General features: G+C 68.8%; 18 protein-coding genes and 1 pseudogene. 16 read left to right on the forward strand and 3 right to left on the reverse strand.

Features of this window, described 5'->3' with window-relative positions:
• The 10 genes and pseudogenes from ACFPZL_RS03825 to msrA form a co-directional block, all read left to right on the forward strand.
• Positions 1-235: pseudogene (locus ACFPZL_RS03825) on the forward strand (cell division protein FtsZ); the annotation flags it as partial.
• 4 nt (positions 236-239) lie between these two features.
• A complete protein-coding gene (locus ACFPZL_RS03830) occupies positions 240-965 on the forward strand; it encodes a YggS family pyridoxal phosphate-dependent enzyme (RefSeq protein WP_218113733.1) in 726 nt (241 codons plus the stop codon).
• A gap of 56 nt (positions 966-1021) precedes the next feature.
• Entirely contained in the window at positions 1022-1498 is a 477-nt protein-coding gene (locus tag ACFPZL_RS03835) for a cell division protein SepF (protein ID WP_218113731.1), read from the forward strand.
• A gap of 5 nt (positions 1499-1503) precedes the next feature.
• Positions 1504-1806, forward strand: coding sequence for a YggT family protein (locus ACFPZL_RS03840; RefSeq protein WP_218113730.1), 303 nt, complete (start codon positions 1504-1506; stop codon positions 1804-1806).
• A 66-nt stretch (positions 1807-1872) separates the two neighbouring features.
• On the forward strand, positions 1873-2520 hold the full coding sequence (locus ACFPZL_RS03845; protein WP_218113728.1) for a DivIVA domain-containing protein: 648 nt from the start codon (positions 1873-1875) through the stop codon (positions 2518-2520).
• Between the two features lie 35 nt (positions 2521-2555).
• Positions 2556-3257, forward strand: coding sequence for a signal peptidase II (gene lspA / locus ACFPZL_RS03850; RefSeq protein ID WP_236021627.1), 702 nt, complete (start codon positions 2556-2558; stop codon positions 3255-3257).
• Complete coding sequence (locus ACFPZL_RS03855; protein ID WP_218113726.1) at positions 3257-4174, forward strand: RluA family pseudouridine synthase; 918 nt, start codon at positions 3257-3259, stop codon at positions 4172-4174. The genes lspA and ACFPZL_RS03855 overlap by 1 nt, the downstream gene beginning before the upstream one ends.
• A gap of 136 nt (positions 4175-4310) precedes the next feature.
• Positions 4311-7808, forward strand: a complete 3498-nt coding sequence (dnaE, locus tag ACFPZL_RS03860; RefSeq protein ID WP_236021655.1) for a DNA polymerase III subunit alpha — start codon at positions 4311-4313, stop codon at positions 7806-7808.
• 73 nt (positions 7809-7881) lie between these two features.
• Entirely contained in the window at positions 7882-8718 is an 837-nt protein-coding gene (gene nadE, locus ACFPZL_RS03865; protein ID WP_218113724.1) for an ammonia-dependent NAD(+) synthetase, read from the forward strand.
• Between the two features lie 17 nt (positions 8719-8735).
• Positions 8736-9263, forward strand: a complete 528-nt coding sequence (gene msrA, locus ACFPZL_RS03870; protein WP_218113787.1) for a peptide-methionine (S)-S-oxide reductase MsrA — start codon at positions 8736-8738, stop codon at positions 9261-9263.
• Between the two features lie 99 nt (positions 9264-9362).
• On the opposite strand, the gene ACFPZL_RS03875 is transcribed toward msrA, so the two are convergent.
• Complete coding sequence (locus ACFPZL_RS03875) at positions 9363-9881, reverse strand: single-stranded DNA-binding protein (protein ID WP_218113723.1); 519 nt, start codon at positions 9879-9881, stop codon at positions 9363-9365.
• A gap of 239 nt (positions 9882-10120) precedes the next feature.
• On the opposite strand from ACFPZL_RS03875, the gene ACFPZL_RS03880 reads away from it, so the two are divergent.
• The 3 genes from ACFPZL_RS03880 to ACFPZL_RS03890 all read left to right on the forward strand — a co-directional run bounded on the left by ACFPZL_RS03880 (position 10121) and on the right by ACFPZL_RS03890 (position 12912).
• On the forward strand, positions 10121-10642 hold the full coding sequence (locus ACFPZL_RS03880) for a DUF6993 domain-containing protein (RefSeq protein ID WP_236021625.1): 522 nt from the start codon (positions 10121-10123) through the stop codon (positions 10640-10642).
• Between the two features lie 81 nt (positions 10643-10723).
• The gene (ettA, locus tag ACFPZL_RS03885; RefSeq protein WP_218113722.1) at positions 10724-12403 is read left to right on the forward strand and encodes an energy-dependent translational throttle protein EttA; all 1680 of its coding nucleotides are present in this window, start codon (positions 10724-10726) and stop codon (positions 12401-12403) included.
• An 11-nt stretch (positions 12404-12414) separates the two neighbouring features.
• Positions 12415-12912 carry an acyl-CoA thioesterase gene (locus ACFPZL_RS03890; RefSeq protein ID WP_218113720.1) on the forward strand — a complete coding sequence of 166 codons (498 nt, stop codon included), beginning with the start codon at positions 12415-12417 and terminating at the stop codon, positions 12910-12912.
• A gap of 72 nt (positions 12913-12984) precedes the next feature.
• Here ACFPZL_RS03890 and rpsT read toward each other — a convergent pair whose 3' ends face one another.
• Positions 12985-13245 carry a 30S ribosomal protein S20 gene (gene rpsT / locus ACFPZL_RS03895; protein WP_218113719.1) on the reverse strand — a complete coding sequence of 87 codons (261 nt, stop codon included), beginning with the start codon at positions 13243-13245 and terminating at the stop codon, positions 12985-12987.
• Between the two features lie 135 nt (positions 13246-13380).
• Positions 13381-14181: an MOSC domain-containing protein gene (locus ACFPZL_RS03900; RefSeq protein ID WP_218113718.1), complete on the reverse strand. Its 801-nt coding sequence runs from the start codon at positions 14179-14181 to the stop codon at positions 13381-13383.
• 106 nt (positions 14182-14287) lie between these two features.
• Here ACFPZL_RS03900 and lepA point away from each other — a divergent pair, with 106 nt between their 5' ends.
• From lepA to hemW, 3 genes are all read left to right on the forward strand, one after another.
• Positions 14288-16156 (forward strand): translation elongation factor 4, encoded by a 1869-nt coding sequence (lepA, locus tag ACFPZL_RS03905; protein WP_218113717.1) that lies wholly within the window; start codon positions 14288-14290, stop codon positions 16154-16156.
• On the forward strand, positions 16153-16842 hold the full coding sequence (locus ACFPZL_RS03910) for a DUF1990 family protein (protein ID WP_218113716.1): 690 nt from the start codon (positions 16153-16155) through the stop codon (positions 16840-16842). Before lepA ends, ACFPZL_RS03910 begins: the two co-directional genes overlap by 4 nt.
• 4 nt (positions 16843-16846) lie before the next feature.
• The coding region (gene hemW / locus ACFPZL_RS03915) for a radical SAM family heme chaperone HemW (RefSeq protein WP_382334737.1) at positions 16847-17850 on the forward strand (1004 nt) is incomplete at its 3' end.

Raw genomic sequence — 17850 nt, forward strand, 5'->3', positions numbered from 1 at the left:
GGTGGAGAGCCTGGAGGGCGCGAGCCCCGACCTGGCGTCCGTCGCGGTCGCGGGGTCGAGCGCCGCGGATTCCGCGGGCGCCTCCGGTCCGATCGAGATCGGCGCGAGCTCCGGGGGAGATTTCGCGAGCGAGTTCGGCGAGAGCGTCGTGAACCCGCCCGTCGAGGAGCAGCTGGTCGACGCCGCGTTCGAGGGCGACGATGACGATCTCGACATCCCCGACTTCCTGAAGTGACGCCATGACCGAGAACGGCTCCGGAGGGGGATCCGCGCTCGACGCCCGGTTCGCCTCGGTGCGGCAGGGCATCGAGGAGGCCGCGCGCGCCGCGGGGAGGGACCCCGGCGAACTCACCCTGATCGTCGTGACGAAGTTCCATCCGGCGAGTCTCGTGCGCGCGCTCGCCGCACTCGGGGTGCGCGACGTCGGCGAGAACCGGCACCAGGAGGCGCAAGCGAAGGCCGCGGAGCTCGCCGGGTTGCGCACTCCCGACGGCGATGCGCTGAACTGGCACTTCATCGGCCAGCTCCAGACCAAGAAGGCGCGACAGGCCGCGCAGTACGCGCGCGCGATCCACTCGATCGATCGGGAGCGTCTCGTCGACGCGCTCGCCACCGCCGAGACGGCGAGCCCCATCGAGGCCTTCGTCCAGGTCAACCTGACCGACGACCCCGGCCGTGGAGGCGCCGCACCGGACGAGATAGAGCGGATCGCCGAGCGCGTGCTCGAGACTCCGACGCTCGAACTGCGGGGCATCATGGCGGTCGCGCCGCTCCCCGAGGAAGAAGCGGCCGCCGGCGCGTTCGAACGCCTCCACGGATACGCTGACCGCCTTCGCGCGCTCGCGCCGACCGCCACGGCGATCTCCGCCGGCATGACGCACGACTATCCGGAGGCGATCGCCGCCGGTGCGACACACCTTCGCATCGGCAGCGCAATCACGGGAAATCGACCGAACGCAGGCTAGTCTCTGAAACAACCCGCCGGGAGTGCGGCTTCGAGAATCATCGAGGAGAGAAGAACATGGGCAACCCGCTGAAGAAGACGATGGTGTTCCTCGGTCTCGCCGAGGAGGATCTCGACGCCCAGGAGACCGGAGTGGTGAGCGAAGCCGCTCCCGCCGCGGCCGCGCCTGCAGCGCGCTCGACGCAGCCGCGCGCGCAGGTCACGCCGCTGCGCAAGGTCACCCCGACCCGGCACGCCTCGACCCCCTCCATGAACGAGATCCTCACCGTGCATCCGACCGAGTACCGGGACGCCGCGACGATCGCCGAGAGCTACCGCGAGGGCGTGCCGGTGATCCTCAATCTCTCCCGGATGAACGAAGGCGATGCCCGTCGGCTGATCGACTTCGCGAGCGGACTCTCGATGGGGCTGAACGGACGCATCGAGCGGGTGACCAGCAAGGTGTTCCTGCTCTCTCCCGAGCACATCGCCGTCAGCGGCGATGAGCGGCCCCAGCAGGAGAGCGGTTCGTTCTTCGTGGGCACGAGCGCCTAGCCGCGGTGCAGCTCGTCCTCGGCCTCGTCCTGCTCGTCCTCTTCTGGGCGCTGCAGATCTATACCTGGGTCCTCTGGATCCGGCTGATCCTGGATTTCGTGCTCGCGTTCAACCCGAGGTTCCGCCCGCGCGGCCCGCTGCTGGTGATCACAGAGATCGTCTTCACGCTGACGGACCCGCCGATCCGATTCTTCCGGCGCATTCTCCCACCGATCCGCCTCGGGCAGATCTCCCTCGATCTGGGCTGGATGCTCACCATGGTCACCTGCTGGATTCTCCTCGCGATCATCCGCGCGGTTCCCGCATAGGGTCCATGTTTGCTAGCGTGTAACGTGCTGCGGAGGGCAGCCCCGATTGCGAAAGTGACGTAGGAAATGGCACTGACACCCGAAGAAGTCCTCAACAAGACGTTTGAGGTCACGAAGTTCCGTGACGGCTACGACATGGACCAGGTGGACGACCTCCTCGACCAGATCGTCGTGGAACTGCGTCAGCGCGACGAGGAGATCTCGCGGCTGCAGACCGAGCTCGAGCAGGCGAACGCCCGCGTCGCGGAGCTCGAGTCGGCCGAGGGCGCGGCAGAGTCGGCGCAGCCCGCCGCCAACGTCTCCGAGCAGACGATCGTGGTCGACGCGCAGCCCGCCGCGAAGCCCGAGGAGCCGGTGGAGCCCGCCGCAGAGGGCGGATCCGTCTACGACGCGGCCGCGGTCAAGTCGAGCGCGATGCTCCAGCTGGCGCTCGAACTGCACGACAAGTACATCCGCGACGGCGAGGAGCAGCGCGATCGCACGGTCGCCGAGGCCGAGCACACCGCGAACCAGCTGGTCGAAGAGGCCCAGCAGAAGCGCGCCGACGAGCTCAACCGCCTCGAAGGCGAGCGCGACGGCATCAACCGCCGCATCAGCGAGCTGCGCGAGTTCGAGTCCGAGTACCGCAGCACCCTCTCGTCCTACATCCAGGCACAGCTGCGCGAGCTCGAGGGCTCGCCCGAGCCCAAGGGCCGTCCGCAGGGTCTCAACTGATCCCGCGAGTGGAGAACAAGGCTGAAACGGCCGCCGTGTCCGAAGGGGCGGCGGCCGTCGCCGTGCCGCGGCACCGCGCGCAGGCGCTGATGCTGCTCGTGCTGGCGGTCGTCGTCTACGCCGCGGATCAGCTCAGCAAGAACTGGGTGGTCGAGCATCTGCCGGAGGGGCGGACGGTGCCGGTGCTTGGGGAGTTCCTGCAGTGGCACTTCGTCCGCAACCCGGGGGCCGCGTTCTCCTTCGCGACCGGGGCGACCTGGGTCTTCACGATCCTCGCCGCCGTCGTCCTCGCCGCAGTCCTCTGGCAGATCCGCCGGCTCGGCTCGCGCAGCTGGGCGGTGTTCTTCGCGCTGCTGCTCGGCGGCGTCGCGGGGAATCTCACCGACCGGCTGATCCGTGAGCCCGGCTTCCCCGTCGGGCACGTGATCGATTTCATCTCGACGCCCTGGATGATGCCGGCGATCTACAACGTCGCCGATATCGGAATAGTGTCGGCGATGATCCTCTTCGTCCTGATCTCCCTGCTCGGGCTCCCGATCGACGGCGGACCGCGGGTCCGGTCGCGCGAGCGGCAGGAGGACCGGGATGACGAGTCCCGGCCCGACGATGCCCAGTCCGAAGACCCCCAGTCCGACGATCCGCGGTCCGACGGCTCTCATCCGGATGAGCCGAGTTCGGACGAGCCGAGTTCGGACGAGCCGCGTTCCGACGACCCGCGGTCCGAGGGGACCCGCTGATGGAGCATCGTTCGCTGCCGGTCCCCGAGGGGCTGGCCGGCGACCGGGTCGATGCGGGGCTCGCCAAGCTGCTCGGGTTCTCACGGAGCTTCGCGGCGGAGGTCGCCCGATCGGGGGGCGTCACCCTCGACGGGCGCGCCATGGGGAAGAGTGATCGCCTCGTCCCCGGAGCCTGGCTCGAGGTCTCCTGGGAAGAGCGCACCGGGCCGGAGATCGTGCCGGTCGATCTGCCCGAACTCGGCATCGTGCACGACGACGACGACATCGTGGTCGTCGACAAACCGGCGGGCGTCGCCGCGCACCCCTCGCTGGGCTGGAGCGGGCCGACCGTGCTCGGGGCGCTCATGGGCGCGGGCTACCGGATCGCCACCTCCGGGCCGCCCGAGCGGCAGGGAGTGGTGCACCGGCTCGATGCGGGCACCAGCGGTTTGATGGTGGTGGCCAAGAGCGAGCTGGCCTACAGCCTGCTGAAGCGCGCGTTCAAGGAGCGGACGGTCGAGAAGATCTACCACGCCGTCGTGCAGGGCCACCCGGACCCCCTCAGCGGCACCATCGAGGGGCCGATCGGGCGGCACCCCGGCAGCGAGTGGAAGTTCGCCGTGACGCGCGACGGCAAGCCCTCGGTCACCCACTACACGACCCTCGAGGCCTTTCCCTACGCCTCCCTGCTCGAGATCGAGCTCGAGACCGGCCGCACGCACCAGATCCGCGTGCACATGTCGGCCCAGCACCATCCCTGCGTCGGCGACACGATGTACGGCGCCGATCCGGTGCTGAGCGCGCGGCTGGGCCTCGAACGGCAATGGCTGCACGCGATGCGGCTCGGCTTCCGACACCCGGGCACCGGGGAACCGGTCTCGTTCGAGAGCGTCTATCCCGAGGATCTGCAGCGCGCGCTCGACGTGCTCGCGGACTGACGGGACAGGCTCGGTTCAGCAGGCGGGTCACCCGACCGTGCGCCGGCGCGATACCCTGGACGGATCGGTGAAAGGGGTCGTATCGGTGTCCGAGAAAGACGGGTTCGTCCATCTGCACGTTCACAGCGAGTACTCGATGCTCGACGGCGCCGCCCGGGTGAAGCCGCTCATCGAAGCGGCGGCGGCGCAGGGCATGCCCGCGATCGCGGTGACCGATCACGGGAACACGTTCGGGGCCTTCGACTTCTGGCAGACGGCGCGGAACAACGGCGTCAAACCGATCATCGGCATCGAGGCCTACCTCACTCCGGGAACGCACCGAGGCGACCGCACGCGCGTGCGCTGGGGCGGGGGCGGGGGCGATGACGTCTCGGGCGGCGGCGCGTACACCCACATGACGATGCTCTCCCAGAGCACCGAGGGCATGCACAACCTCTTCCGGCTCTCGTCGCTCGCGAGCATCGAAGGCTACTACTTCAAGCCGCGCATGGATCGCGAGCTGCTGCAGCGCTACGCGAAAGGGATTATCGCGACGACCGGCTGCCCGTCCGGGGAGATCCATACGCGTCTGCGTCTCGGGCAGTACGCGGAGGCGCGCGCGGCGGCCGCGGAGTTCCAGGACCTCTTCGGCAAGGAGAACTTCTTCTGCGAGATCATGGACCACGGGCTCGAGATCGAGCGGCGTGTGCAGAAGGAGCTCCTCGAGATCGCGAAGGATCTCGGCATCCCGCTCGTGGCCACCAACGACCTGCACTACACGCACCAGCACGACGCGAAGGCGCACGAGGCGCTCCTGTGCGTGCAGTCGGGCTCCACGCTCGACGACCCGAACCGCTTCCACTTCGACGGCGACGGCTACTACCTCAAGAGCGCGAGCGAGATGCGCCACCTCTTCCGGGAGCTGCCGGAGGCCTGCGACAACACGCTGCTGATCGCCGAGCGCTGCAGCAGCGAGTTCAACACCTCGGCCAACTACATGCCGCGCTACCCGGTGCCGGAGGGCGAGAACGAGGAGTCGTGGTTCGTGAAGGAGGTCGAACGCGGCCTCCACTACAGGTACCCGGGCGGGATCCCCGATGAGGTGCGGAAGCAGGCCGAGTACGAGACCGGCGTCATCACGCAGATGGGGTTCCCCGGCTACTTCCTCGTCGTCGCCGACTTCATCAACTGGGCGAAGGACAACGGCATCAGGGTCGGCCCGGGTCGCGGCTCGGGCGCAGGGTCGATGGCGGCCTACGCCATGCGCATCACCGACCTCGACCCGCTGCAGCACGGGCTGATCTTCGAGCGCTTCCTCAACCCCGACCGCGTGTCGATGCCCGACTTCGACGTCGACTTCGACGATCGCCGACGCGGCGAGGTGATCAAGTACGTGACCGAGAAGTACGGCGACGAGCGCGTCGCGCAGATCGTCACCTACGGCACGATCAAGTCGAAGCAGGCGCTGAAGGATGCCTCCCGCGTGCTTGGCTTCCCCTTCGGCATGGGGGAGAAGCTGACGAAGGCGATGCCGCCGGCCGTCATGGCGAAGGACATCCCGCTCGCAGGCATCACCGATCCGGAGCACGAGCGCTACAAGGAGGCCGCAGAGTTCCGGGCGGTGCTCGAGGTCGACTCGGAGGCGAAGACGGTCTACGAGACCGCCCTGGGGCTCGAGGGGCTGAAGCGCCAGTGGGGCGTGCACGCGGCCGGCGTGATCATGTCGAGCGACCCGCTCATCGACATCATCCCGATCATGAAGCGCGAGCAGGACGGGCAGATCGTCACGCAGTTCGACTATCCCACCTGCGAGGGCCTCGGGCTCATCAAGATGGACTTCCTGGGGCTGCGCAACCTCACGATCATCTCGGACGCGCTCGAGAACATCCGCCTCAACCGGGGCGAGGAGCTCGACCTCGAGGCGCTGTCGCTCGACGACGCGGCATCGTACGCGCTGCTCGCACGCGGCGACACCCTCGGCGTGTTCCAGCTCGACGGCGGACCGATGCGCGGCCTGCTGCGGCTGATGAAGCCGGACAACTTCGAGGACATCTCGGCCGTGCTCGCGCTCTACCGCCCCGGCCCGATGGGCGCCGACTCGCACACCAACTACGCGCTGCGCAAGAACGGTCTGCAGCCGATCACCCCCATCCATCCCGAGCTCGAGGAACCCCTCAAGGACATCCTCGACACGACCTACGGCCTGATCATCTACCAGGAGCAGGTCATGTCGATCGCGCAGCGGGTGGCCGGGTTCTCCCTCGGCCAGGCCGACATCCTGCGGCGGGCCATGGGCAAGAAGAAGAAGGAGGAGCTCGACAAGCAGTACGAGGGCTTCAGCGGCGGGATGCGCGACCGCGGCTTCTCGGATGCCGCGGTGAAGGCGCTCTGGGACATCCTGCTGCCGTTCTCGGACTACGCCTTCAACAAGGCGCACTCGGCGGCCTACGGGGTCGTCAGCTACTGGACCGCTTACCTCAAGGCGCACTACCCGGCGGAGTACATGGCCGCGCTGCTCACGAGCGTCGGCGACAAGAAGGATCAGCTCGCGCTCTACCTCAACGAGTGCCGGCGGATGGGCATCAAGGTGCTGCCGCCGTCGGTCGACGAGTCGTTCGCGAACTTCGCGGCGGTCGGCGGCGACATCCGATTCGGTCTCGGCGCGATCCGCAACGTCGGCGCGAACGTCGTGGACGGCATCCGCAGCGCTCGGGAGAGCGGCGGGGAGGGCGGATCCGGTGACTTCGCCTCGTTCCACGACTTCCTCAAGCGCGTGCCCATGCAGGTGCTGAACAAGCGCACCATCGAGTCCCTCATCAAGGCCGGCGCCTTCGATGCGCTCGGCTCCACCAGGCGGGCGCTGCTCGAGATCCACGAGAGCGCGGTGGAGAGCTCGGTGAAGCAGAAGCGGGACGCGGAGAGCGGCAACGTCGGTTTCGACTTCGACAGCCTCTTCGCCGAGACCGCCGAGGAGAGCGGTGCGGAGGCGCACCAGCTCGTCCCCGAGCGGCCGGAATGGTCGAAGAAGGACAAGCTCTCGTTCGAGCGGGAGATGCTGGGCCTGTACGTCTCGGACCACCCGCTGCGGGGGCTCGAGACCGCACTGGCGAAGGACTCCACCAGTTCGATCGAGCATGCGACGAACCCGGACGCGAAGACGGACGGTGAGACCGTCGTGATCGCGGGCCTGCTCACGAGCGTCCAGCACCGCACCGCGAAGTCCGGCAACCTCTACGGCATGGTCACCATCGAGGACTTCACCGGCGAGATGCAGGCGCTCTTCATGGGCAAGTCGTACCAGGAGTACGGCTCGCTGCTCAAGGATGACGCGATCGTCGCGCTGCGCGGGAAGCTCAACGCGCGAGACGACGGCATCTCGATGCACGCGTATTCCGTCAAGGTGATCGACGCCGTGGTGCAGGACGACGCCGAGTCGCTGACCATCTCGGTCTCCGACAGCCGGGCGACGGTGGACACGGTGAGCCGTCTCAAGGAGATGCTGCAGCGGCACCGGGGCGAGAGCGAAGTGCGCCTGAACCTCCTCACCGCCGGCGGAGTACGGGTGTTCGAACTGCCGCAGCGCGTTCGCGTGACCGCGGATCTGTACGGAGACCTGAAGGGCCTGCTCGGACCCGGCTGTCTCGTCGGGGTCTGACCGCGCGCGGTCGGGCGGGGGAGGCGCTCCCGTTCGACACGTTCCGGTAACACGCGGAGAGTAGGCTGGGCGCATGCGCGAGGTACAGCGGGAGATCATCGAAGCACTGGGTTCCAGAGCGGTCCGCGATCCCGCTGCCGAAGTGGAGGCGCGGGTCGCCTTCCTCGTCGAGTACGTGCGATCGGTCCCCGGGACGCGCGGTTTCGTGCTCGGCATCTCGGGCGGGCAGGACTCGTCGCTGGCCGGTCGGCTGTGCCAGCTCGCGGTCGAGCGGCTCCGCGCCGAGGGCGCGGATGCCGAGTTCGTGGCCGTGCGACTCCCGTACCGGGTTCAGCACGATGAGGAGGATGCGCAGATCGCGCTGGACTTCATCCGGCCCGACCAGGCCGTGGCGGTGAACATCGCGTCCGCCGTCGATGCGCTCGTCGCAGAGGTGTCGGAGGCGCTGGGGGAGACGACGAGCGATTTCAACAAGGGGAACGTCAAGGCGCGCATGCGCATGGTCGCCCAGTACGCGATCGCGGGGGATCGCCGGCTGCTCGTCGTGGGCACCGATCACGCCGCCGAGGCGGTGACCGGCTTCTTCACGAAGTTCGGCGATGGCGCGGCCGACGTCCTCCCGCTCTCGGGTCTGTCGAAGCGGCAGGGCGCCGCCCTGCTGCAGCATCTGGATGCCCCGGAGCGCCTCTGGCGCAAGGTTCCGACCGCCGACCTGCTCGACGGCACCCCGGGGCAGAGCGACGAGGCGAATCTCGGCATCGGCTACGCCGAGATCGACGCCTATCTCGAAGGGCAGGACGTCCCGGCCGAGGCCGCGGCCGAGATCGAGCGGAAGTACCGCACGACCGAGCACAAACGCCGCCTGCCGGTGACCCCGGCGGACGACTGGTGGAGAGGAGCGCGGCCATGACGCGCACGGACCCGGCAATGACGACCTTCGTCCTCGCGGGCGGATGCTACTGGTGCCTCGACGCCGCCTATCGCGCCCTGCGCGGGGTGGTGGACGTGCACTCCTGCTTCACCGGCGGCACCGTGCCGGATCCCAGCTACGAGCAGGTGTGCACGGGGAGGACGGGCCACGCCGAGGCCGTGGCGGTCACCTTCGACCCGGAGACGCTGCCCGAGCAGGTGGTGCTCGACGCGTTCTTCACCATGCACGACCCGACGCAGTTGAACCGGCAGGGCCACGACGTCGGCACGCAGTACCGCTCGGCGATGTTCTACGCCGATGACGCGCAGCGGGAGGTCTTCGAGGCCGCCCGCACCCGCGCGGCGGAGTGGTGGCCGGGAGAGATCGTCACCACCATCCAACCGCTCGGCCCGGTGTACCCCGCTCCCGAGGCCCACCAGGACTTCTTCGCCAAGAACCCGACGCAGGGGTACTGCCTCGCGGTCGCGGTGCCCAAGGTGAACAGGGTGCGCGCGGCGTTCGCCGAGTACCTCCTGCCGAACTGAGTTCTCGCCGGGAAGCGCGCGGGGTTCGCGCTGGGGATGCGCCCGGCACACGCGGGGCTTCCGCCCGGCACGCGCCGCACGCGTCCGGCGGGCGTCCGCTCAGGCCGCTGCGAGGAAACCGCTCCCGCTCCCGACTTCGCCCTCTTCGACCGTGTCCTCCTCGGACGCGGACGCGGAGGCAGATGCGGAGGCAGAGTCGGAGGCGGGTTCGCCCCAGTGCTGCTGAGCCTCGGTCTCGGGTCGATCCGCGCCGCCGTCGGCGCCCAAGCGCTTCTCGAAGCTCGAAACGCCCCACCGCAGGTCGTGGCCGAGGGCCTCGGCCTCGATGTCGACGGAAGTGCCGCTCTTCTCGTCGTTCTCCCACTGCCTGACCCGCAACCGGCCGGTGACGATGACCCGTTCGCCCTTGCGGAACGAGGCCGCGGCGTGATCTGCGAGGGCCCGGAAGGCTGTGACGCCGAACCAGTTCGTCTCGCCGTCGACCCACTTCTGCTGGGCCCGATCGTAGCGGCGTTCGCCGCTGGCGAGGCGGAACGTGCACAGGGTGACCCCGGACCTGGTCGTGATGGACTTCGGGTCCGTGGCGATGGTTCCGATGACACTGATCTGGTTGTTCATGGGTGCTCCTCATTCGATGCGATCCGCCTGTGGCGGAGGTGTGTGGGGCGGCCCGACCGCCGTGCCTGGAGCCGGGCCGCCCATCTCCATGATCCGCGGCACGGTCGGGGCGACGCGGCCACTCGGAGACATCTGTGGAGAACTCGCCGCATCAGTCGGTTCCGGGACGCTGTGAACGCCGAATCGGCTGCCGAACCGCTCATCAGGATCGCGAGAGCCGATCCGGATACACTGGCTCGATGCCCGAACTCCGCTCCCTCCGGTCCACTGACGGAGCGCTCGGAACAGCGCTCACGGCGACGCTCGTGACGACGCTCATGACGGCCCTCGTGATGGTGCTGAGCGGATGCGCGCTCCTCGGCGTCGAGTCGCCTGTCGCCGAACCGGCTCCGGGTACCGTGTCGGAGGAGCCCCAGGAGGAGGCCGTCTTCTATCCGGACGGTACCGCGGAGGACAACCTGCCCTACTTCTCGCAGAGACTTCGCGCCTACGCGGCCGACGACGGGCCGGTCGAGGGGCGGTCGATCGTCGACGCGATCGTCGACGCGGGGTTCGCACGGAAGCGCATGCAGGTGAGCTTCGACCGGACGGCGACCGATCTCGTCGCGGACAGCATCTTCGTCTCGGTGCGGATAGGCGAGGAGTGCCTGATCGGCCAGATGCTCACCGCGAACCGGGAGGTCGCCGTCGAGGTCGCACCCGCCGTCGGGCCGAAGCAGCGGACCTGCCTGATCGGCGAGACCCGTCCGATCGACTGGTAGGGGCCGACCGACCGCGCGACCCCCGTCGGGAGGCGAGGTCGGCGCCTGGGCAGGGGCCGTCGACTGGTAGGTTAGGGAACCATGGCTGAGTACATTTACCAGATGGTCCGCGCCCGCAAGGCGGTCGGAGAGAAGCTGATCCTCGACGACGTCACGATGGCGTTCCTGCCCGGTGCGAAGATCGGCATGGTCGGCCCGAACGGCGCGGGCAAGTCGACCATCCTCAAGATCATGGCCGGGCTCGACACGCCTTCGAACGGCGAGGCCGCGCTGGCCCCCGGCTACTCCGTCGGCATCCTGATGCAGGAGCCCGAGCTCGACGAGTCGAAGACCGTCATCGAGAACATCGAGGAGGGCCTCGCCATCAAGGCGAAGGTCGACCGCTTCAACGAGATCTCGGCGCTCATGGCCGAGCCCGATGCGGATTTCGACGCACTGCTCGCCGAGATGGGCACGCTGCAGGAGGATATCGACGCGGCCGACGGCTGGGATCTCGACAACCAGCTCGAGCAGGCGATGGACGCGCTGCGCACCCCGCCCGGCGACGCGCGGATCGAGAACCTCTCCGGTGGCGAGAAGCGCCGTGTGGCCCTCGCCCGCCTCCTGCTGCAGAAGCCCGACCTGCTCCTGCTCGACGAGCCCACCAACCACCTCGACGCCGAGAGCGTGCTGTGGCTCGAGCAGCACCTGCAGAAGTATCCGGGCGCCGTGATCGCGATCACCCACGACCGGTACTTCCTCGACAACGTCGCGGAGTGGATCGCCGAGGTCGACCGCGGCCGGCTCATCGGCTACGAGGGCAACTACTCGACCTACCTCGAGAAGAAGGCCGAGCGCCTCGACATCCAGGGCAAGAAGGACGCGAAGCTCGCGAGACGCCTGAAGGACGAGCTCGACTGGGTGCGATCCAACGCCAAGGGCCGCCAGGCCAAGTCGAAGGCCCGCCTCGCCCGCTACGAGGAGATGGCGGCGGAGGCCGAGCGCACGCGCAAGCTCGACTTCGAGGAGATCCAGATCCCTGCCGGCCCGCGCCTCGGCAACGTGGTCATCGAGGCGAAGAACCTCGAGAAGGGCTTCGACGGCCGCACGCTCATCGACGGGCTCAGCTTCAACCTTCCGCCGAACGGCATCGTCGGCGTCATCGGCCCGAACGGCGTCGGCAAGACCACGCTGTTCAAGACGATCGTCGGGCTCGAACCGCTCGACGGCGGCGAGCTGCGCATCGGCGAGACCGTGAAGATCAGCTACGTCGACCAGTCGCGCGCGAACATCGACCCCGAGAAGACGCTGTGGGAGGTCGTCAGCGACGGCCTCGACATCATCACCGTCGGCAAGACCGAGATCCCCTCGCGCGCCTACGTGTCGAAGTTCGGCTTCAAGGGCCCGGACCAGCAGAAGAAGGCGGGCGTGCTCTCGGGCGGCGAGCGCAACCGCCTGAACCTGGCGCTGACGCTCAAGGAGGGCGGCAACCTGCTGCTGCTCGACGAGCCGACGAACGACCTCGACGTCGAGACCCTGCAGTCGCTCGAGAACGCGCTGCTCGAGTTCCCCGGCTGCGCCGTGGTCATCACGCACGATCGCTGGTTCCTGGATCGCATCGCGACCCACATCCTCGCCTACGAGGGCACCGAGGAGAACCCGGCGCAGTGGCACTGGTTCGAGGGCAACTTCGAGGCCTACGAGACGAACAAGATCGAGCGGCTCGGCCCCGAGGCGGCGAAGCCGTCGCGGGTGACCTATCGCAAGCTGACGCGGAGCTGAGGCCGGCACCGGTGGCGCGCGTACACGTCGACATCGAGCTGCGCTGGGGCGATCAGGACGCCTACGCGCACATCAACAACGCCGCATACGCGCGTTACCTGGAGGAGGCGCGCGTGCGCGTCTTCGAGCTGGGCTCGGCCCGCGAGCGCACCGGCATGGAGCACCATTTCCGGGTCGACGGCCGAAGCGGCATGAAGACGCTCGTCGCGAACCAGCAGATCGAGTTCCTGCGCGTGCTGGAGTATTCGGCACGACCGGTCACGGTCGAACTGTGGATCGGCAAGCTCGGCGGCTCGAGCCTCGAGATCCACTACGAGATTCTCGACAACTCCGTTGTCGACGGCGAGAGCATCGACGGGTCGGAGCCGGATCGCACCGTCGTCGCCCGCGCGATCACAACGATCGTCGTCGTGGACGGAGAGACGCTGAGGCCCGTGCGGCTGACCGCGGAGGGGCGCGCTTCGATCGTGCCCTGGCAGGACGAGCCGCTGGTGCTGCGGCGGAGCTGAGCAGAGGCAAAGAAAAAGCCCCGCCGAGGCGGGGCTTTTTCGCGATCCTGCGCGGATACGATCCTGAAAGATCTAGAGCGCGGCGACCTTGACGGCGAGCTTCGCCTTGCGGTTCGCGGCCTGGTTCTTGTGGATGACGCCCTTGCTCACGGCCTTGTCGAGCTTCTTCGACGCGTGCTGCAGCTTCTGCTCGGCGAGCGACTTGTCGCCGGCGGCGATGGCCTCGCGGGTCTGACGCACGGCGGTGCGGAGCTCGCTCTTGTAGGCCCGGTTGCGGTCGGTCGCCTTCTGGTTGGTCTTGATGCGCTTGATCTGCGACTTGATGTTTGCCACGTTGAGTTGCGTCCTTAGAGGTAAAGGTTGAGACGGGTTGTCCGCTCGGCGAGAGAGGGCGCCTTGCGGGATGTGTGGTGTGATCCACACGCAAGCCAAGAGATAAGCCTAGCAGATCTCTCGCCGAACCGGGCTTCAGCTCTCGTCGACGACCACTTCGTCGCCGACGCGGATCGTGCCGCCCACGCCCGAGAGCAGGAGGAGCCGCCCAAGCGTGGGCTCGGAGAGGCCGAGATCCCGTGTCAGCGCGGTGAGCACGCGTGCGTCGCGTTCGCCGGTGTCGGGGTTCGCGTGCGTGGCGAGGCAGCGCACGATGGGGCCCTCCCCGATGAACTCGACGCCGCCGATGCGCACGGCGCCCGTCCAGCCGAGCTCGGCACGCGGGGCGAAGCCCTCGACGACGATGTTCGAGCGGAACCGTCGGTCGTCGATCGGGGCGCCGAGGCGCTCGTTCAGTTCCGTCACGCTGCTCCGCCCGTGGATCGTGACGTATCCGCGCGGGCGATCCTGGAATCGGGAGCTCGTACCGTCCCCGACGAGCTCGAGCGGCAGCCGGCCGGGCCGGGCGAGCCGCGGCGCCCACGGCGAGTCCTGCACGTAGGCGGTGATGGTCTCGACGAGGTCGTGCCGCCCGGCGGGATCGAGCCCCGCCTCGACGAGCTCGACATCGCCGTGCAGGATCCGGACCCTGCGCGAGTCCTCGTCGTAGCTGAGGCGCAGCGCCGCGAGCGCCGGGAAGTCCTGCAGCGACAGCCCCTTCGACTTCGGCCAGTAGTCGAGTCCGTCGAGGGACTCGGGAGTCGCCGCATCGGCGAAACGGAATGCGAGCACGCGATCACCGGCGATCCGGCCGTCGCGCTGCACGACGAGTTCGTCGAGCGGTTCGGGAGTGAACCCCTTGACCGGGTAGCGGTAGAGCGCTGCGACGTGCGGCATCCCGTCATTCTCCCAGCCCGGTGCGACTCGGGCAACGAAGCGCGAGGACGCGGCGCACGACGGTATGGAGCGCAAGGGGGTGCCGAGCATGAGAGAATAGCTCGCAATGTCTCCACGTAGCTTGAAGCCCCCGGTGCCCGCCGCGACGGACCCGGCGCGGATCCGCAACTTCTGCATCATCGCGCACATCGACCACGGCAAATCGACGCTGGCCGACCGCATGCTGCAGATCACCGGCACGGTCTCGGATCGCGACATGCGCGCGCAGTACCTCGACAACATGGACATCGAGCGCGAGCGCGGCATCACGATCAAGTCGCAGGCCGTGCGCATGCACTGGGCGCTCCCGGATCCGGACACGGGCGAGGTCGGCGACTACGCGCTCAACATGATCGACACGCCCGGGCACGTCGACTTCAGCTACGAGGTCTCTCGCTCGCTGGCCGCGTGCGAGGGGGCGATCCTGCTCGTCGACGCGGCCCAGGGCATCGAGGCACAGACCCTCGCGAACCTCTATCTGGCGATGGAGAACGACCTCGAGATCATCCCGGTGCTCAACAAGATCGACCTGCCGGCCGCCGACCCCGAGCGGGTGGCGCGCGAGATCGCCGACCTGATCGGCGGAGACCCCGAAGACATCCTCAAGGTTTCGGGCAAGACCGGCGCGGGCGTCGAAGAGCTGCTGGATCGCGTGGTGGAGCGCATCCCGGCGCCGGTGGGCGACAAGGACGCCCCCGCCCGTGCCATGATCTTCGACTCCGTCTACGATCCGTACCGCGGCGTGGTCACCTACGTGCGCATGGTCGACGGGCGCCTGACGCCGCGCGAGAAGATCCTGATGATGTCGACGCGGGCCGAGCACGAGGCGCTCGAGATCGGCGTCTCGTCTCCGGGGCCGACGCCGACGAAGGGCCTCGCGGTCGGGGAGGTCGGCTACCTGATCACGGGCGTGAAGGACGTGCGCCAGTCGAAGGTGGGCGACACCGTCACCACCAAGCTGAAGCCGGCCGACGACGCGCTCCCCGGCTACACCGACCCGAAGCCCATGGTCTTCTCCGGCCTGTACCCGATCGACGGCTCCGACTACCCGGTGCTGCGCGAGGCGCTCGACAAGCTGAAGCTCAGCGACGCCGCCCTGCAGTACGAGCCGGAGACCTCGGTCGCGCTCGGCTTCGGCTTCCGCTGCGGCTTCCTCGGCCTGCTGCATCTCGAGATCATCAGCGAGCGCCTGCGCCGCGAGTTCGACCTCGACCTCATCGCGACGGCGCCGAGCGTAGTCTACCAGGTGACGAGGGAAGACGGCGTCGAGGTCACGGTCACCAACCCGTCCGAGTACCCCGACGGCAAGATCGCCGCTGTGCGCGAGCCCATGGTGCGCACCGCGATCCTCGCCCCGAAGGAGTACGTGGGCACCATCATGGAGCTCTGCCAGAGCCGGCGCGGCAGCCTGCTCGGCATGGAGTACCTCGGCGAGCGCGTCGAGCTGCGCTACGCCATGCCGCTCGGCGAGATCGTCTTCGACTTCTTCGACCACCTGAAGAGCCGCACGCAGGGCTACGCGAGCCTCGACTACGAGCCGATGGGGGACCAGGAGGCCGAGCTCGTGAAGGTCGACATCCTCCTGCAGGGCGACAAGGTCGACGCGTTCAGCGCGATCGTGCACAAGGACAACGCCTACCACTACGGCACGATGATGACGGAGCGGTTGCGCAAGCTGATTCCGCGGCAGCAGTTCGAGGTGCCGATCCAGGCCGCCATCGGCGCGCGCGTGATCGCCCGTGAGAACATCCGCGCGATCCGCAAGGACGTGCTCGCCAAGTGCTACGGCGGCGATATCAGCCGCAAGCGCAAGCTGCTCGAGAAGCAGAAGGAGGGCAAGAAGCGCATGAAGATGGTCGGCCGCGTGGAGGTGCCGCAGGAGGCCTTCATCGCCGCGCTCTCCGGGGATGTGGAAGGCAAGGAGACGAAGAAGTGACCGCCGCCGAGTCGGACGGACCGGACGCCGCGGCGGGCCCGCAGCGGCGCAGCACCCACATCGACCAGGGCGCCGTCTACGCCGCGGTCGGCGCTTCCGCGGCGCCCGACCTGATGCGCTTCCCGCCAGAGGGCAGCACGCCGTACGAGCTCGAGGTGCGCCTGGGCAGCGGATCCGATCGGTTCCTCGTCGCATCGACCGCGGTCATGACCTGGCGGGCGCAGCGCGGAGTCGGCATCCGCGTCAAGAACATCGCGCAGGGCGACGGCGGGCAGTACTCGGGGATCGCCTTCGACGACCGCGGCACGCCGCAGCCGGTCGCCGTCCCGGACATGGAGTACGGCCCTGACGGCGAACCCTTCGTCACCGCGGGCACCGAGGTTACGCTGCACTGGCCTGAAGGCCGCGCACCCCGCCGCTACCGAGTCGTCTACACGATCAGCGAACCGCGACGGATCGGATTCGCCTGGGGCGCCGCCGACGAGGAGGACGTGGTCGGCGAGGAATGCTTCGTCGTCGAGCACCGCGAGGACGACACCGTCTGGGCGATCGCCCGCGGCTTCCTCTGGCCGCCTCCCGGCGGCCGCCTGCCGGGCAAGGGCAAGTCGGCGATCAAGCGTGCGTTGAAGGCCTCGCGGGCGCAGCTCGATGTGCTCGTCACGGGCGTGCTCCCGACGGGAGACTGAGGCGGTGCCCAGCACGCTGCCCGACGGGGATCCCGCGCCCCCGGACGGCTCGCTGCCTCCGAACGCCGTGGACGGTGCGGATGCGCGGGTCTTCGGCGTCTACATCCACGTGCCCTACTGCCGGGTGCGCTGCGGCTACTGCGACTTCAACACGTACACGGCGAGCGAACTCGGCCCGGGGGCGGCTCGGTCGGACTACGCCGCACAGGTGGAGGCGGAGCTGGGCTTCGGGGCCGAGGTGCTGCGACGCGCCGGACTGCCGGATCGTCCGGTCTCGACCGTGTTCTTCGGCGGCGGCACGCCGACGCTGCTGCCCGCGGGCGACCTCGCCCGGATGCTCTCCAGGGTGCGCGACGAATGGGGGCTCGCGCCGGGTGCGGAGGTCACGACAGAGGCGAACCCCGATTCGGTGGACGCGGCCTACCTGCGCGGACTCGCGGACGCCGGGTTCACCCGGGTCAGCTTCGGGATGCAGTCGTCCGTGCCGCGCACGCTCGCGGTCCTCGACCGTACCCATAGCCCCGACCGGGTGCCGCTCGTGGTCGGCTGGGCCCGCGATGCCGGCCTCCAGGTGAGCCTCGATCTGATCTACGGCACGCCGGGGGAGACGCTCGAGGACTGGTCCGCGTCGATCGAGGCGGCACTGGCCTGCGAACCGGATCATCTCTCGGCGTACGCGCTGATCGTGGAGCCGGGGACCAAGCTCGCCGCGCAGATCCGCCGGGGCGAGGTCGCCGCCCCCGACGACGACCTGCACGCCGAGATGTACGAGCTCGCGGATCGGCGCTTCGCCGAGGCGGGGTTCGCCTGGTACGAGATCAGCAACTGGTCGCGGGCCGGCGTGCTCGGGGGCGCCTCGACGACCCGCTCGCGGCACAACCTCGCCTATTGGCAGGGGGCCGACTGGTGGGGGGCCGGCCCGGGCGCGCACAGCCACGTCGGCGGGACGCGCTGGTGGAACGTGAAGCACCCGCGCGCCTACGCGGATCGGATCGCCGCCGGCGTCTC

Source organism: Leucobacter soli (assembly GCF_042659205.1).
In the GTDB taxonomy this organism is placed as follows: Bacteria; Actinomycetota; Actinomycetes; order Actinomycetales; family Microbacteriaceae; genus Leucobacter; species Leucobacter soli.

Coding starts and splice junctions, on each gene's coding strand:
- ACFPZL_RS03830 (WP_218113733.1), top strand. CDS start 240: ATGACCGAGAACGGCTCCGGAGGGGGATCCGCGCTCGACGCCCGGTTC.
- ACFPZL_RS03835 (WP_218113731.1), top strand. CDS start 1,022: ATGGGCAACCCGCTGAAGAAGACGATGGTGTTCCTCGGTCTCGCCGAG.
- ACFPZL_RS03845 (WP_218113728.1), top strand. CDS start 1,873: ATGGCACTGACACCCGAAGAAGTCCTCAACAAGACGTTTGAGGTCACG.
- ACFPZL_RS03855 (WP_218113726.1), top strand. CDS start 3,257: ATGGAGCATCGTTCGCTGCCGGTCCCCGAGGGGCTGGCCGGCGACCGG.
- dnaE (WP_236021655.1), top strand. CDS start 4,311: ATGCTCGACGGCGCCGCCCGGGTGAAGCCGCTCATCGAAGCGGCGGCG.
- nadE (WP_218113724.1), top strand. CDS start 7,882: ATGCGCGAGGTACAGCGGGAGATCATCGAAGCACTGGGTTCCAGAGCG.
- msrA (WP_218113787.1), top strand. CDS start 8,736: ATGACGACCTTCGTCCTCGCGGGCGGATGCTACTGGTGCCTCGACGCC.
- ACFPZL_RS03875 (WP_218113723.1), bottom strand. CDS start 9,881: ATGAACAACCAGATCAGTGTCATCGGAACCATCGCCACGGACCCGAAG.
- ACFPZL_RS03880 (WP_236021625.1), top strand. CDS start 10,121: ATGCCCGAACTCCGCTCCCTCCGGTCCACTGACGGAGCGCTCGGAACA.
- ettA (WP_218113722.1), top strand. CDS start 10,724: ATGGCTGAGTACATTTACCAGATGGTCCGCGCCCGCAAGGCGGTCGGA.
- ACFPZL_RS03900 (WP_218113718.1), bottom strand. CDS start 14,181: ATGCCGCACGTCGCAGCGCTCTACCGCTACCCGGTCAAGGGGTTCACT.
- lepA (WP_218113717.1), top strand. CDS start 14,288: ATGTCTCCACGTAGCTTGAAGCCCCCGGTGCCCGCCGCGACGGACCCG.